The following is a 17,379-nucleotide window of genomic DNA, read 5'->3' on the forward strand; positions in this document are numbered from 1 at the left end:
CCATGAGCGCCACTTTGCAACCCGCCAAGCATTCCCCTTCGCCCCAATCCGTACCGATGGGGCCGGTGGACTGGCGCCGCCTGGTCGAGTGGCTGAACGCGGACGGGGTGATTTCCAGTGAGGAAGCGCGCCGCACCATCGCGCGCTGCTCGCAGGCCGAGAGTGCGCAGCATCCACTGGTGCGCCTGGCCAGCGTGGCGATGCAGCGCTCAAGCGACGGCAAGCCGCTGGACATCGAAGCGCTGACGCAGTGGCTGGCCGGCCGCGCCGGGCTCGACTACCTGCGCATCGACCCCTTGAAGGTGGATGTGGGCAAGGTGGCCGACATCATGAGCGCCGCCTACGCCGAGCGGCACCGCGTGCTGCCGGTGCAGGTCACGCCCACCGAGGTGGTGGTGGCCACGGCCGAACCCTTCATCATCGACTGGGTGGCCGAGGTCGAACGCCAGTCGCGCCGCAGCGTGCGCCGCGTCGTCGCGAGTCCGCAGGAGATTCACCGTTTCACGGCCGAGTTCTTCGCGCTGGCCAGATCCGTGCGCGCGGCGCAAAAGGCCGGCTCCGGCAACGCGGCCGCGAGTTTCGAGCAGCTGGTCGAGCTGGGCAAGACCAGCAAGCAGCTCGATGCCAACGACCAGGGCGTGGTGCAGGTGGTGGACTGGCTGTGGCAGTACGCCTTCGACCAGCGCGCCAGCGACATTCATCTGGAGCCGCGCCGCGAGCAGGGCGTGATCCGCTTTCGCATCGACGGCGTGCTGCACCCGGTGTACCAAATGCCGATGGGGGTGCTGAACGCCATGACGGCACGCATCAAGCTGCTCGGGCGCATGGACGTGATGGAAAAGCGCCGCCCGCTGGATGGCCGCATCAAGACGCGCAACCCGCGCGGCGAAGAGATCGAGATGCGCCTGTCCACGCTGCCCACCGCCTTCGGCGAGAAGATGGTGATGCGGATTTTCGACCCCGACACCACCGTCAAGGATCTCGATGCGCTGGGCTTCTCGTCGCACGATGCCGAGCGCTGGGAAGGCCTGGTCAAGCGCCCCAACGGCGTAATTCTGGTGACCGGTCCCACGGGATCCGGCAAGACCACCACGCTGTACTCCACGCTCAAGCGGATCGCGACCGAGGAGGTCAACGTCAGCACGATCGAGGATCCGATCGAGATGATCGAGCCCGCGTTCAACCAGACGCAGGTGCAGACGCAGCTCGATTTCGGTTTTACCGAGGGCCTGCGCGCGCTCATGCGGCAGGACCCGGACATCATCATGGTGGGTGAAATCCGCGACCTGGCCACGGCCGAAATGGCGATCCAGGCGGCACTGACCGGACACCTGGTGTTCTCCACGCTGCACACCAACGATGCGCCCTCGGCCATCACCCGACTCATGGAGCTGGGCGTGCCGCCCTACCTGATCAACGCCACGGTGCTCGGCGTGCTGGCGCAGCGGCTCGTGCGCACCCTGTGCAAGCAGTGCCGGCAAAAGGACGACGGCACCTCGCGCGAGGCGCTGGCCGCCATCGTCAAGCCCTGGAAGATCAACGGCGGCTACCGCCCCTACAAACCCGTGGGCTGCATCGACTGCCGCATGACCGGCTTCATGGGTCGCATGGGCTTGTACGAGTTGCTCACGGTGAGCGACGCCTTCAAGGGCCAGGTCACGCTGGCGCCGGACCTCGGTGCGCTCAAGCGCCAGGCCATGACGGATGGCATGCGGCCCCTGCGGCTGGCCGGCGCGCTGCGCGTGGCCGAAGGCCTGACCACGGTGCAAGAAGTCCTGAGCGCCACGCCGCCGCTCGACTGAACGCCGCCCGGCGCCCTCGCGCCGGGTTCCCGGCGTAGGTGGAATCCACATCAGGCGGCCCGGCAAAGCCGCCCACAATCCGCTGGTCGAATTTTTTTCGAGGAGACAACACGTGAAAATCAAGAGTCAAAAGGACTTCTACTCCGGCGTCATGTTCGCACTCGTGGGCATTGCATTTGCCTGGGGCGCAACCGCCTACAACGTGGGCGGTGCCGCGCGCATGGGTCCCGGCTACTTCCCGCTGGTGCTGGGCGTGATCCTGGCAGCGATGGGCGCGCTGGTGATGTTCAAGGCGCTGGTGGTGGAAACCGAGGATGGCGACAAGGTCGGCAAGTGGGCCTGGCGGCCGCTGTGCTACATCATCGGCGCCAACCTGATTTTCGGGGTGCTGCTGGGCGGGCTGCCGAGCATCGGTCTGCCCTCGATGGGGCTGATCGCCGCGATCTACGCGTTGACCTTCATCTCGAGCAAAGCCGGCGATACGTTCAAGTGGAAGCCCACCCTGGTGCTGGCAAGCATTCTTGCCGTGGGCAGTTATTTCACCTTCATCGTGGCGCTCAAGCTGCAGATCCAGGTGTGGCCTACTTTCATTGCGGGTTGAGGGAACACACCATGGATCTGATTGCTAATTTATCGCTTGGCTTCGGCGTTGCGTTCACGCCCGGCAACCTGCTTTACGCGTTCATCGGCTGCCTGCTTGGCACCCTGATCGGCGTGCTGCCCGGCATCGGCCCGGTCGCCACCATCGCCATGCTGCTGCCGGCCACCTATGCGCTGCCTCCGGTGTCGGCGCTGATCATGCTGGCCGGCATCTACTACGGCGCCCAGTACGGCGGCTCCACCACCGCCATTCTGGTGAATCTACCCGGCGAATCGTCGTCGGTGGTGACCGTGATCGACGGCTACCAGATGGCACGCAAGGGCCGCGCCGGCCCGGCGCTGGCAGCCGCCGGCCTGGGCTCGTTCTTTGCAGGTTGTGTCGGCACCCTGATGCTGGCTGCGTTTGCGCCGCCGCTGACCGAGCTGGCCTTCAAGTTCGGCCCGGCCGAATATTTCTCGCTGATGGTGCTGGGCCTGATCGGTGCCGTGGTGCTGGCCTCGGGCTCGCTGCTCAAGGCGGTGGCCATGATCATCCTGGGTCTGCTGCTGGGCCTGGTCGGCACCGACGTGAACTCCGGCGTGGCGCGCTACAGCTTCGACATCCCCGAGTTGACCGACGGCATCGGCTTCGTGGCGATTGCGATGGGCGTGTTTGGCTACGGTGAAATCATCACCAACCTGGCGCAGCCCGAGGAGGATCGCGAGGTGTTCACCGCCAAGGTGCAGGGCCTGTTCCCGACCAGGCAGGACTTCAAGGACATGCTGCCTGCCGTGTTGCGCGGCACCGCGCTGGGTTGTGCGCTGGGCATCCTGCCGGGCGGCGGCGCCTTGCTGTCTTCCTTTGCCGCCTACGCGCTGGAGAAAAAAACCAGGTTGCGGCCCGGCGAAGTGCCGTTCGGCCAGGGCAACATCCGCGGTGTGGCGGCCCCCGAGTCGGCCAACAATGCCGGCGCCCAGGCCTCGTTCATTCCGCTCCTGACGCTGGGCATCCCGCCGAACGCCGTGATGGCGCTGATGGTGGGGGCCATGACCATCCACAACATCCAGCCGGGCCCGCAGGTGATGACCAGCAACCCCGAATTGTTCTGGGGCCTGATCGCCTCGATGTGGATCGGCAACGCCATGCTCATCATCCTGAACCTGCCGCTGATCGGTATCTGGATCAAGCTGCTGTCGGTGCCTTACCGCTACCTGTTCCCGGCGATCGTGCTGTTTTGTGCGGTGGGGGTTTACACCACCAACAACAACACCTTCGACGTCTGGGTCGTGGGCGCCTTCGGCATCGTCGGCTATCTGTTCAACAAACTCGGATGCGAACCCGCCCCCATGCTGCTGGGCCTGATCCTGGGGCCGATGATGGAAGAAAACCTGCGCCGCACCCTGCTGCTGTCGCGCGGCGACTGGAGCGTCTTCCTCACGCGTGGCCTGTCGGCGGGCCTGCTGGCAGCGGCGCTGGCGCTGGTGGTGATTGTGATGCTGCCCTCCGTGAAGGCGAAGCGCGAAGAGGCGTTCGTGGAAGAGTAACGCGCTGATAGTGGCAGACAAGCGGCACCTTCGGGTGCCGTTTTCGTTGTGCCGGACAATAGCGGGCGCCGCACCGAAACGAGAGCGAGAGCATGAACCTCAATCACAGGAACCCCTACCCGTCGACCCGCATCCCGGTGTTCGCCCGCAACCTGGTCTCCACCTCGCACCCGCTGGCCGCGCAGGCCGGGCTGCGCATGCTGCTAGAGGGCGGCAACGCGGTCGATGCGGCAGTTGCGGCGGCCGCCGCCATGACGATCTGCGAGCCGGTGAGCAACGGGCTGGGCAGCGACGCGTTCTGCATCTTGTGGGACGGCCAGGCGCTGCACGGGCTCAACGCTTCGGGACGCGCGCCGCAGGCCTGGACGCGCGAGTACTTCCGCGCCAGATACGGTGCCGACGCGGCGAGGCCGCCCAAGCGCGGCTTCGATGCCGTCACGGTGCCCGGTGCGGTCGGCAGCTGGGTGGCCCTGAGCGAGCGCTTTGGCAAACTGGCGTTTGCCGACCTGCTACAGCCCGCGATCGAGATCGCCGAGCGCGGCTATCTGGTGCCGCCGGTGGTACAGCGAAAGTGGGTCGCCGCGGTGGCCGAGCTGCAGTCGCTGCCCGGTTTTGCGCAGGCCTTTTTGCCGCGCGGGCGGGCGCCGCAGGTGGGGGAGTTGTTCCAGTTTCCGGCAGCGGCGCGCTGCCTGCGCGCCATCGCGCAGACTCGCGGCGCCGCGTTTTACCAGGGTGAGGTGGCCGAAGCAATCGCGCGCTTCTCGCAGCAGCACGGTGGCAGCCTGACCTTGCGCGATCTGGCCGCGCACCGCCCCGAGTGGGTGCAGACCATCGCCCGGAATTACCGCGGCCACACCGTGCACGAGATCCCGCCCAACGGGCAGGGCATTGCCGCGCTGATGGCGCTCGGCATGCTGGAGCAGTTCGATGTGGCGGCCCTGCCGGTGGACGGCGTCGACTCGCAGCATGTGCAGATCGAGGCCATGAAGCTGGCCTTTGCCGATGTCTACCGTTACGTGGCCGAACCATCGTCAATGGAGGTGACGGCCACGCAAATGCTCGATGACGGCTACCTGGCCTCGCGTGCCAAACTCATCGACATGAAAAAAGCGCAGGACTTCGGCGCCGGCAACCCGGCCCGCGGCGGCACCATCTACCTCACGGCGGCGGACGAGAACGGCATGATGGTCAGCTTCATCCAGAGCAACTACATGGGCTTCGGCTCGGGCTGCGTCGAGCCCGAATTTGGCGTGAGCCTGCAAAACCGGGGCCACGACTTCAGCCTGGACGCGGCCAGCCCGAACGCGGTGGCGCCGGGCAAGCGGCCGTTCCACACCATCATCCCGGCGTTTCTGACGAAGGACGGCCAGCCGCTCATGAGCTTTGGCGTGATGGGCGCTGGCATGCAGCCGCAAGGCCACCTGCAGACGCTGGTGCGTATGCTCGACCATGGCCAGAGCCCGCAGGCCGCCTGCGACGCGCCGCGCTGGCGCTGCTACGCGGGCCTCGATCTCCACGTCGAGGCCGGCATGGACACGGCCACCGTGCAGGGCCTGCGCCAGCGTGGCCACCGCATCGCAGTCATCGACGACCCGTATCAGGACTTCGGCGCCGGCCAGTTCATCTGGCGCATGGGCGACCCCAGGGTCGAAGGCTATGTGGCCGCCAGCGACGCCCGGCGCGATGGCCAGGCGGCCGGCTTCTGAGGCTGTATCTTGAGCCTGGTTTCTGAACAAAAAGTGCCTGTAGCCTTGACGGTACATGGGCCAATTGCTTCTAAAAGAATAGCGTCCGGCTTGCTGCTGGCGACGCTGGGCGCGATTGCCTTCAGCGGCAAGGCGATCATCGTCAAGCTGGCGTACCGCTACGGCGTCGATGCCGTCACGCTCATCATGTACCGCATGCTGTTCGCGCTGCCGATCTTTGCCGTGATGGCGTGGTGGGCCAGCCGCGGCCGGGCGCCGCTCACGCGCCGCGACTGGCTGGGCGTGCTCGGGCTCGGTGTGAGCGGCTACTACCTGGCCAGCTTTCTGGACTTTGCCGGCCTGCAGTACGTCACGGCGTCACTGGAGCGGCTCATCCTGTACCTCAACCCGACGCTGGTGCTGGTGCTGGGCTGGCTGTTCTACCGCAAGCGGGTGCTGCCGCTGCAGGTCGTGGCCATGGCCATCAGCTATTGCGGGGTGCTGGTGGTGTTCAGCCACGAGATCAAGCTGCAGGGCGAGGACGTGATGCTGGGCGCCCTGCTGGTGTTTGCCAGTGCCGTCAGCTATGCGGTGTACCTGGTGTACAGCGGCGAGCTGGTGCGGCGCCTGGGCGCCTCGCGCCTGGTGGGGCTGGCGACCTTGGTGGCGTGCCTGTGTTGCATCCTGCAATTCTTGGTGCTGCGCCCCCTGAGCGCGGCGCTGGTGGCGCCCGAGGTCATCTGGCTCTCCATCCTGAATGCCACGCTGTGTACCGCCGTGCCGGTGCTGATGGTCATGATGGCGGTGGAGCGTATTGGCGCGGCCCTGGCGGCGCAGGCCGGCATGGTGGGTCCGATGTCGACCATCCTGATGGGCGTGCTGATTCTGGGCGAGCCGTTCAACGCGTGGATCGTCGTGGGCACCGCGCTGGTCATGGGCGGCGTCTTTCTGGTATCAAAATACAGGGCCTGACGGAGACTGTCAGCTCAAGGAGTTCAAAAAATGGATCTGGGTATTTCGGGCAAATGGGCGCTGGTCTGCGGTGCCAGCAAGGGCTTGGGGCTGGGCTGCGCGCGGGCGCTGGTGCGCGAGGGCGTGAACGTCGTGATCAATGCGCGCGGCGGCGAGACGCTGCAGGCGGCAGCTAGCAAATTGATGGCTGACCGTGCAGGGCCTACAAGGGCTAGTGTGCTATTTGTTCCTGCAGACATCACCACCCCCGAAGGCCGCGCCGCGGTGTTTGCCGCACCGGGCGGGCCGGGCCGGGACTTCGACATCGTGGTCACCAACGCCGGCGGGCCGCCGCCCGGCGACTTCCGCGACTGGGACCGCGATGCCTGGATCCGCGCGGTGGACGCCAACATGCTCACGCCCATCGAGTTGATCCAGGCCACGGTCGACGGCATGGCAGCGCGCGGTTTTGGCCGCATCGTCAACATCACTTCCAGTTCGGTGAAAGCGCCGATCGACATCCTGGGCCTGTCCAACGGCGCGCGCAGCGGCCTGACCGGTTTCGTGGCGGGCGTGGCGCGCAGCAAACTGGCGGCGCGGGGCGTCACCCTGAACAACCTGTTGCCCGGCGTCTTCGATACCGACCGCATCAAGAACATGGCGCGGCGCACCTCTGAGCAAACCGGCCAGCCGATCGAGGTCATCCTGCATGCGCGCGTCAAAAACATTCCGGCGCAGCGCTTCGGCACTCCCGACGAGTTCGGTGCCATCTGCGCCTTTTTGTGCAGCACCCACGCCGCCTATATCACGGGCCAGAATGTGCTGGCCGACGGAGGGGCCTACCCAGGCACTTTTTAAGACGGGAATTGAAGCTCAAAGCCGTGGCAGGAAGTCTCCAACCGAGACGCATTCGATAAAGCCCCGCAATGCGGGCGTCATCTGTTTGCCGCGGTGCACCACAAGATAGCATTGCCGGAGCATTTTGGGCAGGGTTGTGGGCAGGCGGCACAGCCGCCCCGTCTCGATCAAGTCTTCAACGGCCCAGTGCGAAAGACAGGCCAGCCCCAGGCCCTGCGCCGCCGCACGCTGGATGGCCTCCGAGCTGCCCAGCTCGATGCTGCGCCGGTAGGAACGAAGCTGCGGCAGTATGAGCTGATCGGTCGTCTCGCGCGTGCCCGAGCCCGCCTCGCGCAGCAGCCACAGCGCCTCGCGCAGCGCCTTCACGGGCACCCGTGCGTTCACAGTTGGACCCCGCGATGAATTCGCCAGTGGATGATCCGGCGCCGCCACAATGACGAGCTCGTCCTGCAGCCACGGCGTGACTTCCAGCGTGGCCTCGTGGCATGGTCCTTCGATCAGGCCGACATCCAGTTCAAACGCCGCCACGGCCGCGGCAATGACGCTGGTGTTGCCGATCATGACCCTGGACTGCCAGGCGGGAGCCTGGTCAAGCTGCTGCTGGGTGAGGAACCGGCCCAGCAGCGTCGGCAGCACATAGTTGCCAATCGTCGTACTGGCACCGATGCGCAGCGACTGTGCCTGCGCGCTGCTGTCGCGCGCCATCTGCTCGACGCCTGCGGCACCATCCAGCAAGGCCAGCGCCCGCGGCAGCAGCGCACGGCCGTTGTCGTTGAGCAGCAATCGTTTGCCGGCACGCTCGAACAATCGCAACGACAACACGCGCTCGAGCTCGTTGATGGCCGAACTGGTGGCCGACTGGGATAGTGCAATCTGCTCGCTCGCGGCCGTGGTGCTGCCGCTGCGCGCCACGGCGACAAAAATCTGCAGCTGGCGCAGGGTCAGACGTAGCACATCCATGGGTTGAGGCTTTCCGTATATCGATTAAACAGGTACATATTACATAAAGTACTTGTTGGACAGATGTTAGGGATATCCCTAGAGTTGCGCCATCTCGCTCCAAACTCAAAGAGGAATTACATGACCAGCGCTGCAACAACCATTTCACGAGGCCAAGCCACCCCCGGAGCGCCCGCGCCGATCGGGTTGTTGCGCCTGCTGCCGGGCCTGGGTGTCAGCGCGGCGCTGGCGGCGGCAGGCATGGCGCTGGGGCGTATCGACTGGCTGCAAAACCATGGTTTCAGCGCGCTGACGCTGGCCATCGTGCTGGGCATGCTGGTGGGCAACACGGTGTACCCGCGCTTTGCCACGGCGAGCGGCGCCGGCGTCACCTTCTCGAAGCAAAACTTGTTGCGTCTGGGCGTGGTGCTGTACGGCATGCGCCTGACGATGCAGGATATCGGTCATGTGGGCCTGGCCGGCGTGACCATCGATGCACTGGTACTGAGTTCGACCTTTGCGCTGGCCTGCCTCGTTGGCACGCGCTGGCTCGGGCTGGACCGCAAGACGGCCATGCTGATTGGCGCTGGCAGTTCGATCTGCGGGGCCGCTGCGGTGATGGCGGCCGAGCCCGTGGTGCGTGCGCGCGCCGAGCAGGTCACGGTGGCGGTGGCCACGGTGGTGGTGTTCGGAACGCTGGGGATCTTTCTGTACCCGCTGCTGTTCGATCTGAACCAGTACTGGCACGTGATTCCTGGCGGCGCCCATACTTTCGGCATCTACGCCGGCTCGACCATCCACGAGGTGGCGCAGGTGGTGGCCGCCGCACGCTCGATCGGACCCGATGCGGCTGACTCTGCGGTGATTGCCAAGATGGTGCGCGTGATGATGCTGGCGCCCTTTCTGATCATGCTGTCGGCCTGGCTGGCGCGCGACGATGCGCGTCGCGACGAGCAGGACGGGGCTACCCGCAATGCCACAACGGCGCCGCGCAAGGTGACGGTGCCCTGGTTTGCCTTTGCCTTTGTCGGCGTGGTGCTGTTCAACTCGCTGCAGTGGCTGCCTGCGCCGGTGGTTGCCGCCGTCACGGAGATCGACACCGCGCTGCTGGCCATGGCCATGGCGGCCCTGGGACTGTCCACGCATGTAGGGGCTATTCGCAAAGCCGGCGTGAAGCCGCTGCTGCTGGCGGCCATCCTGTTCAGCTGGCTGGTGGCAGGCGGCGCGATGATCAACCACTGGGTGCCCGTACTGCTCGGCTGAACATCATCGCTGGCTGCCAACGGGCTGATGCTCTAGAGGGGCATCTGGCTTGGAGGGCGGGTGATTGTCATGAAAAGCCAAGTGGGAGGCATCCAACGTCAAGCAGGAAGTGGCGCCAGGACAGATGATTCACGTGTCGCTTCAGACTTGATGTTTCAACTTGGAGACCCTTCCTCATGAACTTCCTTGACGGCCATCTGTATCCCGAGAACCAGCAGCCCCTGATCATTACCGCCGCCCCCTATGCACCGGGCTGGATTCCCTCGGACTTTCCGGAAGACATCCCGATCACCATGGAGGAGCAGATCCAGAAGGCGGTGGATTGCTATGAAGCCGGTGCCACCGTACTGCATCTGCACGTGCGCGAAGCCAATGGCAAGGGCTCCAAGCGCCTGTCCATGTTCAATGAACTGATCGCCGGGGTGCGCAAGGCGGTGCCCGAGATGGTTATCCAGGTGGGCGGCTCCATCAGCTTCGCACCCGAGGACGATGGTGCTGCAGCCAAATGGCTCTCCGACGACACGCGCCACATGCTGGCCGAACTCACGCCCAAGCCCGACCAGGTGACGGTGACCGTCAACACGACCCAGATGAACGTGACCGAGCATGCGGGCATCGATGACTTCAAGGGCGTTTCGCGCGGCTTCCCGCACCTCTACAGCACCTACAAGGACATGATCGTGCCCTCGAACCCCAGCTGGGCCGAGGAGCACATCCGCCGCCTGAGCAAAGCGGGCATCCAGAGCGCCTTCCAGTGCTACAACATCAACAGCTTTGAAACGATTGAGCGGATGATTCGCCGCGGCGTCTACAAGGGCCCGCTGGTGATGAATTGGGTGGCCATCAGCGGCGGCATGGACCAGGCGAACATCTACAACCTGGCCAACTTCCTGCGTGCTGCACCCGATGGCTCGGTGATCACGGTGGAGAGCTCGGTGCTCAATGTGCTGCCCATCAACATGATTGGCATGGCTCTGGGCCTGCATGTGCGCTGCGGCATTGAGGATGTGCTCTGGAAGCAGGACCGCTCGGGCAAGGCCAGCTCCGTCGAGCAAATCAAGCAGTTGGTGCGTATCGCCGGCGAATTTGGTCGTCCGATTGCGACAGGACAGCAGGCTCGCGAGATCTTGCAGCTGGATGTGTTCTACGAAACCGCCGATGAGACGCTGGCCAAGAACGGCTTCGCGCCCAACCGCAAGGGTGGCAATCAGGGCTTCCTGCGCAAGCCGGACTAACGCCACCGCGTTGATACAACCACAACAGGAGACAAAAAAATGGCAAGGGTCGTTAAATTCTACGAAACGGGCGCTCCCGATGTACTGCGGTTTGAGGATGCAGACGTTGGTGAACCGGGGCCCGGAGAGGTTCGCTTGCGCCACGTGGCGGTGGGCCTGAATTTTGCGGACACCTACTTCCGCAGTGGCATCTACCCGGTGCCGCTGCCCAGCGGCATCGGCAACGAGGCGGCCGGCGTGGTCGAGGCCGTCGGTGCCGGCGTGAGCGATTTCGTGGTCGGTGACCGTGTGACCTACACGGGCTTTACCAACACGCTGGGCGCCTACAGCACGCAGCGGCTGATTTCTGCCGCACCGCTGATCAAACTGCCCGAAGGCATCAGCTGCGAGACCGCGGCTGCAATGACCATGCGCGGTTTGTCTGCTTCCTACCTGTGCCGCAGGATCTACCCGTTCCAGGGCGATGAAACCATATTGCTACATGCCGCCGCCGGTGGTGTGGGCCTGATCGTGTCCCAGTGGGCCAAACTTCTGGGCCTCCATGTGATTGGAACCGTCTCTACCGAGGCCAAGGCCGAAGTGGCACGCGCCCACGGTTGTGAGCACATCATCAACTACAGCCATGAAGACGTTGCCAAGCGCGTGCGCGAGATCACCAACGGCGCGGGCGTCTCTGTGGTTTTTGACAGCGTGGGCAAAGACACATTCATGGCTTCGCTGGACTCGCTCAAGCGCCGCGGCCTGCTGGTGTGCGTGGGTACCGCCTCCGGAAAAATCCCCCCGTTCGACCCTGCGATCCTGGCCCGCAAAGGCTCCGCATACATCACCCGTCCAGGTTTGGCCGACTACATCGCGGATCCGGCCGAAAAGGCGGAACTGGTCGGGGAGCTCTTCGGCCATGTGGCGGCAGGGCGTATCCACATCGAGATCAATCAACGGTATGCCCTGGAGGATGCGGTGCAGGCGCACCGGGATCTTGAAGGCCGGAAGACAACCGGATCATCCATATTCGTTATTTGAGGATTCCGCTTTCAAAGGTGAACTTTCATGGCATTCAATTCAATGAAACTGCGAGTCTTCGCGATAGCTGCGCTTTCCTGGCTAACGGCGGTATCGCCTGCGCTGGCGCAGCAATGGCCGGATAAACCCATTCGGTTGATCGTCCCCGCACCTCCTGGCGGCATTTCCGATGCGGCAGCACGCTTGCTCGCTGAGCAGCTACGGGCCAGTCTTGGTCAGCCCGTGGTGGTGGACAACAAGCCAGGTGGTTCGGCTGTCATCGCCGAACGGGCACTGATGAGCGCGCCTGCGGATGGCTACACTTTGATGGTGGGGCCATCAAGTGTTCTGACCGATATACCACTCACCGTCAAGACACCTTACGATCCGCTCAAGACGTTCACCTATGTGGCAGAAATCACCAGCATGTTTCATGTGCTGGTGGCCAATGCAAACTTTCCGCCCAACAATGTCAAGGAATTACTGGACTACACCAAGAGCCATCCCCGCTCGGTCAGCATAGCGAATTCCAGCGTCGGCAACCGCTCGGATCTTCTCGGCGAGATGCTTAGGGCAAAGAGCGGTAATGACATCCTGGTCGTTCCATACAAGGGTTCAGCGCCTGCCCTGGTCGACCTGATGGGGAACCAGGTGCAACTGACCTTTGATGTCGTCAGCAATGTCGCCCCACTTGTCAAGAGTGGCAAGCTGAAGGCGCTTGCAATAGCGTCGTCGACACGCTCCCAGTACCTTCCCAAGGTTCCCGGTTTCGGCGAATTGGGGCTGCCTGATTTTGTCCTTCCTCACGCGAGCGTTGGCGTCTTTATGCTGAGCAGCACGCCCAAACCGCTTGCCGATCGAATCCAGAGCGAAATGGCGAAGGTTGTACATGCCCCCAAATTCCGCGAAGCGCTGGCCGCGCAGGGCTTCGATCTACCGCAAGATGCCTCGATGGATCAGCTTCGGCAGATACTGGCCGCGACCATGGCCAACAATCGAGCAATCATAAAGAAGCTGCAACTCGAGATCAGTCCTGACTAAGCCTCTGCCTCGAATTACGGCAATGGCCCTGTGGGCCGTTGCCAGTTGCGTGGGCGGCGGGTGTTTGTCATGCACGTTGAGCACGCGCAACGCAAGGTCGCTGGCAAAGTGAGGCTGCACTGTAACTTCCCCGGGATTTTTCCCAACGCCTGCACTTGCTCTGGCACCAGCTCCACGGCCGTGTCCTGGTCGTCCGGCAGGTACTTGTACTCGCGCAAATGCGTTTGCCGTCAGGCGTTGTTTACCGATCAGGCATTCAGAGCAGGGCAGATCAAGTCAAGGTAAACGTCAACGTCAACATGGAACGCGCACGGCAATTCGCTCTCAGACTGCGGTGCTGGCGCTCAGGTTTCCGGTCAAGGGTGGCGCCACGTCCAGCTTCGCATCGGAGATCTGCGCCACATCCGCGTCATAACTGCGCATTGCGATGACATAAACCACCGCGGCCAGTGTGCTGAACAGCGGAGTGACTGCCAGTGCCTGCTGCAAACCCCATTGGTCGGACAGGACACCCGCCAGGAACGGGCCCACGGCCAGGCCAAACAGGTTCTGAAACAGGGTAAGGACGGCCGCACCGGTAGAGCGCACACCTGGGTGAACGACATCAATGACGATACCGGCACCCACACCCGGGGTGCAAGTCAGAAAGAAGCCACCCAGAACGATCAGCTTGAACTGTGCATCCCCCGTGTAGGTACCGCCAAACGCCACCATGAAGATCACCGAGGTGAGCACGCACAGCACGGACAGCAAGGGTAGCTTGTTGCGCGGCTTGCGAAGTGCCAGGCGGTCCACCACAAACCCCCAGAACACGCAACCAAAGGCGCCGGCCAAGATCACCACTGCCGTTTGCTTGCCTGCAGCCTCCGGAGTCATGCTGTGGAAACGGTTCAGGTAGCTGGGCAGCCACGCCCAGACGGCCGACAACGTAATCAATTGCAACGCCCCTCCGACACAGACCCACAAGAGCGTGCGCGTGCGCGCCATCGTGCCAAAGATATGCTTGAGAGTTCCCCCAGAGACTGGGCTACCTGGCCCTGTTTTGGCGTCAGTGCCGCGGTCTTGTAGTCGCGCACGAACAGATAAAGCACGGCCAGTACAAGTCCCGGCACACCGACCACGCCGAAGGCGGCCTTCCAGCCCCAGTGGGCCGCGATCACGCCCCCCAGCACCACGCCCAGTACCGAGCCCAGCGATCCTGCAGCGAGGAAGGCGCCGAGCACGGCACTGCGCAAACGCTTGGGATACAGTGTCGCGATAAGGGCTGCCCCTGCGGAGCCGTAGCCGGCTTCACCCGCCCCCACCACCGCACGCGCCACAAACAGTTGGCCGAAATTGGCCGTGAACATGCAGGAAATAGAGGCCGCGCTCCATATGCCGGCCATCACAACGATGCTCTTCACACGGCTCACGCGGTCTGCCAGCAGTGATAGTGGTAGTGTGCCCACCGCCACCACGATGGAAATGATGGAAACCAGGGAACCGAGCTGTTTGTCACTCAGGTTCCATTCGCTCTTGATATGGGGAAACAGCGAGACGATCACCTGCCGGTCGATGTAATCGAACAGCATGAGCCCGAAGGTCATGGCAAAGGCAAACCAGGCTTGCCGCTTGCTTATCAGGTAGTCGTTGTTGCCGGCCTCGGGGCCGTCGGGTATCACGTTCATGCTTGTCTCCTAATTTTTTTGAATTGATTCAACCTTCAGTCATCAAGTCTGTGAACACGGACTTGATTGCTGAACAGGCTGGCTCGCCGGTGCGCAGCTTGAGTCTCTTTTCAGGGTGACGGAAGCTGCTTGCAGGCCTGAAGGTCGTTTTATGAAGGGCTGCCGCAGGATGCCAGGTATGGCAAGTTTCTTACGGTAGATGAGGTAGATGTATGCCCGGGACCTACGCAAGCGCGGCAGTCTTCCCGGTTGCGTCGAGCTTGGCGATCTCCTCGATGAGCATCGGCGCTGCCATGCTGTTCGCGTGAAGGCCAAGCACACTCACCCCTTGGAGTACGGCAGTGATCTCCTCCTTCGTAGCGCCCATTTCCAGCGCTCGACGTATGTGGCGCCGGATGCCTGGCGCGTACATGTGAGTGCACGAGGCATCCACTGCAATGGCGATGAACTCCCACACCTTGGGTTCGATCAGAGCTTTGGCCATCGGGTGCATGGCCATCGCCATGAATTTCTCAGTCCAGATCGGGTCAAGTTCGGTGAAACCATCCCAGTCGGCATTCCAGTTCTCGGAGATACGAAGCTCATCGCAAATCGGCGTGTCGGATTTGAGCGGAATAGCCGTCTCGCTGAAACTCATTTCGGGGCCATCGGGCGCCACGTTCATGTTTGTCTCCTAATGTTTATGAAATACCGGCCACGGTCCTGACGCATATCGCCCACGGCCGAGGCGGGGGAACGTACTCGGTGGCCAACCGTTGTATCAAGGCCTCGGCCATGGGCCACTCACCAAAACCGGATGCCGGGTTGAGGTGGCATGGCCTGCTGCATCGCGTGTTCAGGCCGCCTTGCGCAGGAAGCCCTGCTGGCCGCCGTTGCGGTTCGGCGCAAAGCCGTTGGCCAGCAGGCTTTCTTCCGTTGTGTCGTAGAACACGCCAATCTTGGAGATTTCGCGCGCCTGTTTCGCCGTGGCGATGGGGCGGCTGAGCTCGCGCGAGATGCGCACCAGCTGGTCGATCTGCTTGGCTGTGCCGATCTTGGCCGTGCGCGACTGGTTCCAGAGGTTGTCCTCCGTGCCGGTGCGCACGTGCAGGCCCAAGGCGATGCCCATCGTGTTCACTGGCAGCACGTTGAGTACCGAGGCTTCCACCGTCAGCACCGCGCCGTCAGGCACGGCGCGCACGATGTTGGCCATGTTGTAGAGGTTGGCCGCGTCCATGCCGCCACCGATGGCCACCCAGTTCATCACCAGCGGGCCCTTGTAGACGCCGCGGCGCATCAGGCGCTCCACCGACTCGAAGCTGTTGATGTTGTAGCACTGGAAGGCGCTCTGGATGCCGGCCTTGGTCAGGCGGCGGACGTGCTCCTCGACCCAACCCGGCTGCGCCGGCACCGTCATTTCCTTGTAGGCATTGAAGACCGCCGGGTCTTCCATCGAAGTACCCTTGATGTCCCGCATGTCGAACTGTTCAAGGACATTCATTTGTGACGTGTTGACCGTCACCGTGACCTGGTCGGGCTTGGGGTCGAGCTCGGCCAGCATGTGGCGCGTGTCGTCGGAAAGCCATTTGGCCGCCGCACCATCGGTCTCGGGCGCGAAGCTGATTGAGCCGCCCACCTGGATGATCATCTCGGGCACCGCGTTGCGCACGCCGGCAATCAGTTCGTTGAACTTGGACAGGCGCTTGCTGCCCCTGCCATCGAGTTCGCGCACATGCAGGTGCAGCACGGTGGCACCGGCGTTGTAGCAGTCCACCGCCCGTTGGATCTGGTCCTCCATCGTCACGGCGATCTCGCCGGGAAAGTCAGAAGGCATCCACGAGGGAGCGTAGGGCGCAGCCGTGATGATCAGGGGTTGCTGGTTTTCAGGGAAAAGGTGACCGTCGAGAAAGTTCATGTCATGTCTCCAAAGACAAGTTGAGGGTAAGGAAAAAAATCAACGGGGCTTGATGAACCCGGCGCTCAGTACGGCTTGTCGCCAATAATTCCGGCTCGCTCCATTTTTCGGTAGCACGGCGGGTAGTCCATCACTGCGTAATGCTGGGTGGAGCGGTTGTCCCAGATCGCGACGCTGTTGGGTTTCCAGCGGAAGCGCACCTGGTATTCGGGGATCATGGCCTGGCTGAGCAGATACTGAAGCAGGGCCGCACCGCCCTGCGTGTGGTCCTGGCCATAGCGCACGCGCTCAGGCGTGTGGTAGTTGGTGAAGTGGGTGGTGAAACCATTGACAAACAAAACCTTCTCACCGGTTTCGGGGTGGGTACGGACCACGGGGTGCTCGGCATCGGGGTACGCGGCCTTGAGCGCCAGGCGCTTTTTGATCGGCATGACCGCGCCAAAGGTGGACTCAATGCTGTGGCGCGCGCGCAGGCCCTCAATCTGCTGCTTGACGGTCTCTGGCAGCTTCTCATAGGCCAAAACCATATTGGCCCACATGGTGTCGCCGCCCACGGGCGGGCATTCCACGCAGCGCAGCACGCAACCCAGCGGTGTGATTTCACGCCAGGTGGCATCGCTGTGCCACGAGTTCTCGTACCGGTCGTTCGGCTGGTCGGGCGATTTGTAGATGCGCACCAGGCCAGGGTTATCGGGGTCGCTGCCAAGAACTGGATGATCTTCAAGCTCGCCAAAGCGGCGGGCAAACGCCACGTGCTCGGCACGCGAAATGTCTTGATCACGCAGGAACAGCACGCGGTGCTTCAGCAGTGCGGCGCGGATCTCGGCGAACAAGGCATCGTCTTTGGCCGCGTTGGCGAGGTTGACGCCGATGAGTTCGGCGCCAATCGCACAGGTCAGGGGCTCAATGTGCATGATTTGT

General features: G+C 63.3%; 16 protein-coding genes. 10 read left to right on the forward strand and 6 right to left on the reverse strand.

The features are described 5' to 3' along the window. The first annotated feature begins 2 nt into the window (after positions 1-2). The 6 genes from tfpB (at position 3) to EUB48_RS05435 (ending at position 7,420) form a co-directional block, all read left to right on the forward strand. On the forward strand, positions 3-1,802 hold the full coding sequence (gene tfpB / locus EUB48_RS05410; protein WP_142817959.1) for a type IV pilus assembly ATPase TfpB: 1,800 nt from the start codon (positions 3-5) through the stop codon (positions 1,800-1,802). Positions 1,803-1,914: 112 nt separating this feature from the next. Then, positions 1,915-2,403 (forward strand): tripartite tricarboxylate transporter TctB family protein, encoded by a 489-nt coding sequence (locus EUB48_RS05415; RefSeq protein ID WP_142817960.1) that lies wholly within the window; start codon positions 1,915-1,917, stop codon positions 2,401-2,403. A gap of 11 nt (positions 2,404-2,414) precedes the next feature. Further along, positions 2,415-3,926 carry a tripartite tricarboxylate transporter permease gene (locus EUB48_RS05420; protein ID WP_142817961.1) on the forward strand — a complete coding sequence of 504 codons (1,512 nt, stop codon included), beginning with the start codon at positions 2,415-2,417 and terminating at the stop codon, positions 3,924-3,926. Between the two features lie 92 nt (positions 3,927-4,018). After that, positions 4,019-5,632, forward strand: coding sequence for a gamma-glutamyltransferase family protein (locus EUB48_RS05425; protein ID WP_142817962.1), 1,614 nt, complete (start codon positions 4,019-4,021; stop codon positions 5,630-5,632). A 33-nt stretch (positions 5,633-5,665) separates the two neighbouring features. Continuing rightward, the gene (locus tag EUB48_RS05430) at positions 5,666-6,583 is read left to right on the forward strand and encodes a DMT family transporter (RefSeq protein WP_420821445.1); all 918 of its coding nucleotides are present in this window, start codon (positions 5,666-5,668) and stop codon (positions 6,581-6,583) included. 30 nt (positions 6,584-6,613) lie between these two features. Beyond that, positions 6,614-7,420 (forward strand): SDR family oxidoreductase, encoded by an 807-nt coding sequence (locus EUB48_RS05435; protein WP_142817963.1) that lies wholly within the window; start codon positions 6,614-6,616, stop codon positions 7,418-7,420. A 15-nt stretch (positions 7,421-7,435) separates the two neighbouring features. Here the strand turns inward: EUB48_RS05435 and EUB48_RS05440 are convergent, their stop codons facing one another. Continuing rightward, entirely contained in the window at positions 7,436-8,380 is a 945-nt protein-coding gene (locus tag EUB48_RS05440; RefSeq protein WP_142817964.1) for a LysR family transcriptional regulator, read from the reverse strand. 120 nt (positions 8,381-8,500) lie between these two features. Here EUB48_RS05440 and EUB48_RS05445 point away from each other — a divergent pair, with 120 nt between their 5' ends. The 4 genes from EUB48_RS05445 to EUB48_RS05460 all read left to right on the forward strand — a co-directional run bounded on the left by EUB48_RS05445 (position 8,501) and on the right by EUB48_RS05460 (position 12,897). Continuing rightward, positions 8,501-9,622 (forward strand): YeiH family protein, encoded by a 1,122-nt coding sequence (locus tag EUB48_RS05445; RefSeq protein WP_142817965.1) that lies wholly within the window; start codon positions 8,501-8,503, stop codon positions 9,620-9,622. A 176-nt stretch (positions 9,623-9,798) separates the two neighbouring features. Further along, positions 9,799-10,857 carry a beta-keto acid cleavage family enzyme gene (locus EUB48_RS05450; RefSeq protein ID WP_142817966.1) on the forward strand — a complete coding sequence of 353 codons (1,059 nt, stop codon included), beginning with the start codon at positions 9,799-9,801 and terminating at the stop codon, positions 10,855-10,857. Between the two features lie 39 nt (positions 10,858-10,896). Then, positions 10,897-11,877, forward strand: coding sequence for a quinone oxidoreductase family protein (locus tag EUB48_RS05455; protein WP_142817967.1), 981 nt, complete (start codon positions 10,897-10,899; stop codon positions 11,875-11,877). 27 nt (positions 11,878-11,904) lie between these two features. Continuing rightward, positions 11,905-12,897, forward strand: coding sequence for a Bug family tripartite tricarboxylate transporter substrate binding protein (locus EUB48_RS05460; protein ID WP_244618340.1), 993 nt, complete (start codon positions 11,905-11,907; stop codon positions 12,895-12,897). Between the two features lie 324 nt (positions 12,898-13,221). On the opposite strand, the gene EUB48_RS21625 is transcribed toward EUB48_RS05460, so the two are convergent. The 5 genes from EUB48_RS21625 to EUB48_RS05480 form a co-directional block, all read right to left on the reverse strand. Further along, positions 13,222-13,839, reverse strand: coding sequence for an MFS transporter (locus EUB48_RS21625; protein WP_244618341.1), 618 nt, complete (start codon positions 13,837-13,839; stop codon positions 13,222-13,224). Then, a complete protein-coding gene (locus EUB48_RS21630; RefSeq protein WP_244618342.1) occupies positions 13,830-14,564 on the reverse strand; it encodes an MFS transporter in 735 nt (244 codons plus the stop codon). The genes EUB48_RS21625 and EUB48_RS21630 overlap by 10 nt, the downstream gene beginning before the upstream one ends. A 223-nt stretch (positions 14,565-14,787) precedes the next feature. After that, entirely contained in the window at positions 14,788-15,201 is a 414-nt protein-coding gene (locus EUB48_RS05470) for a carboxymuconolactone decarboxylase family protein (protein ID WP_142821106.1), read from the reverse strand. Between the two features lie 198 nt (positions 15,202-15,399). Then, positions 15,400-16,458: a beta-keto acid cleavage family enzyme gene (locus EUB48_RS05475; RefSeq protein ID WP_142817968.1), complete on the reverse strand. Its 1,059-nt coding sequence runs from the start codon at positions 16,456-16,458 to the stop codon at positions 15,400-15,402. Positions 16,459-16,523: 65 nt separating this feature from the next. Then, positions 16,524-17,372: a TauD/TfdA dioxygenase family protein gene (locus EUB48_RS05480; RefSeq protein ID WP_142817969.1), complete on the reverse strand. Its 849-nt coding sequence runs from the start codon at positions 17,370-17,372 to the stop codon at positions 16,524-16,526. Between the last annotated feature and the right edge of the window lie 7 nt (positions 17,373-17,379).

The organism is Rhodoferax sediminis, assembly GCF_006970865.1.
Classification (GTDB): domain Bacteria; phylum Pseudomonadota; class Gammaproteobacteria; order Burkholderiales; family Burkholderiaceae_C; genus Rhodoferax_A; species Rhodoferax_A sediminis.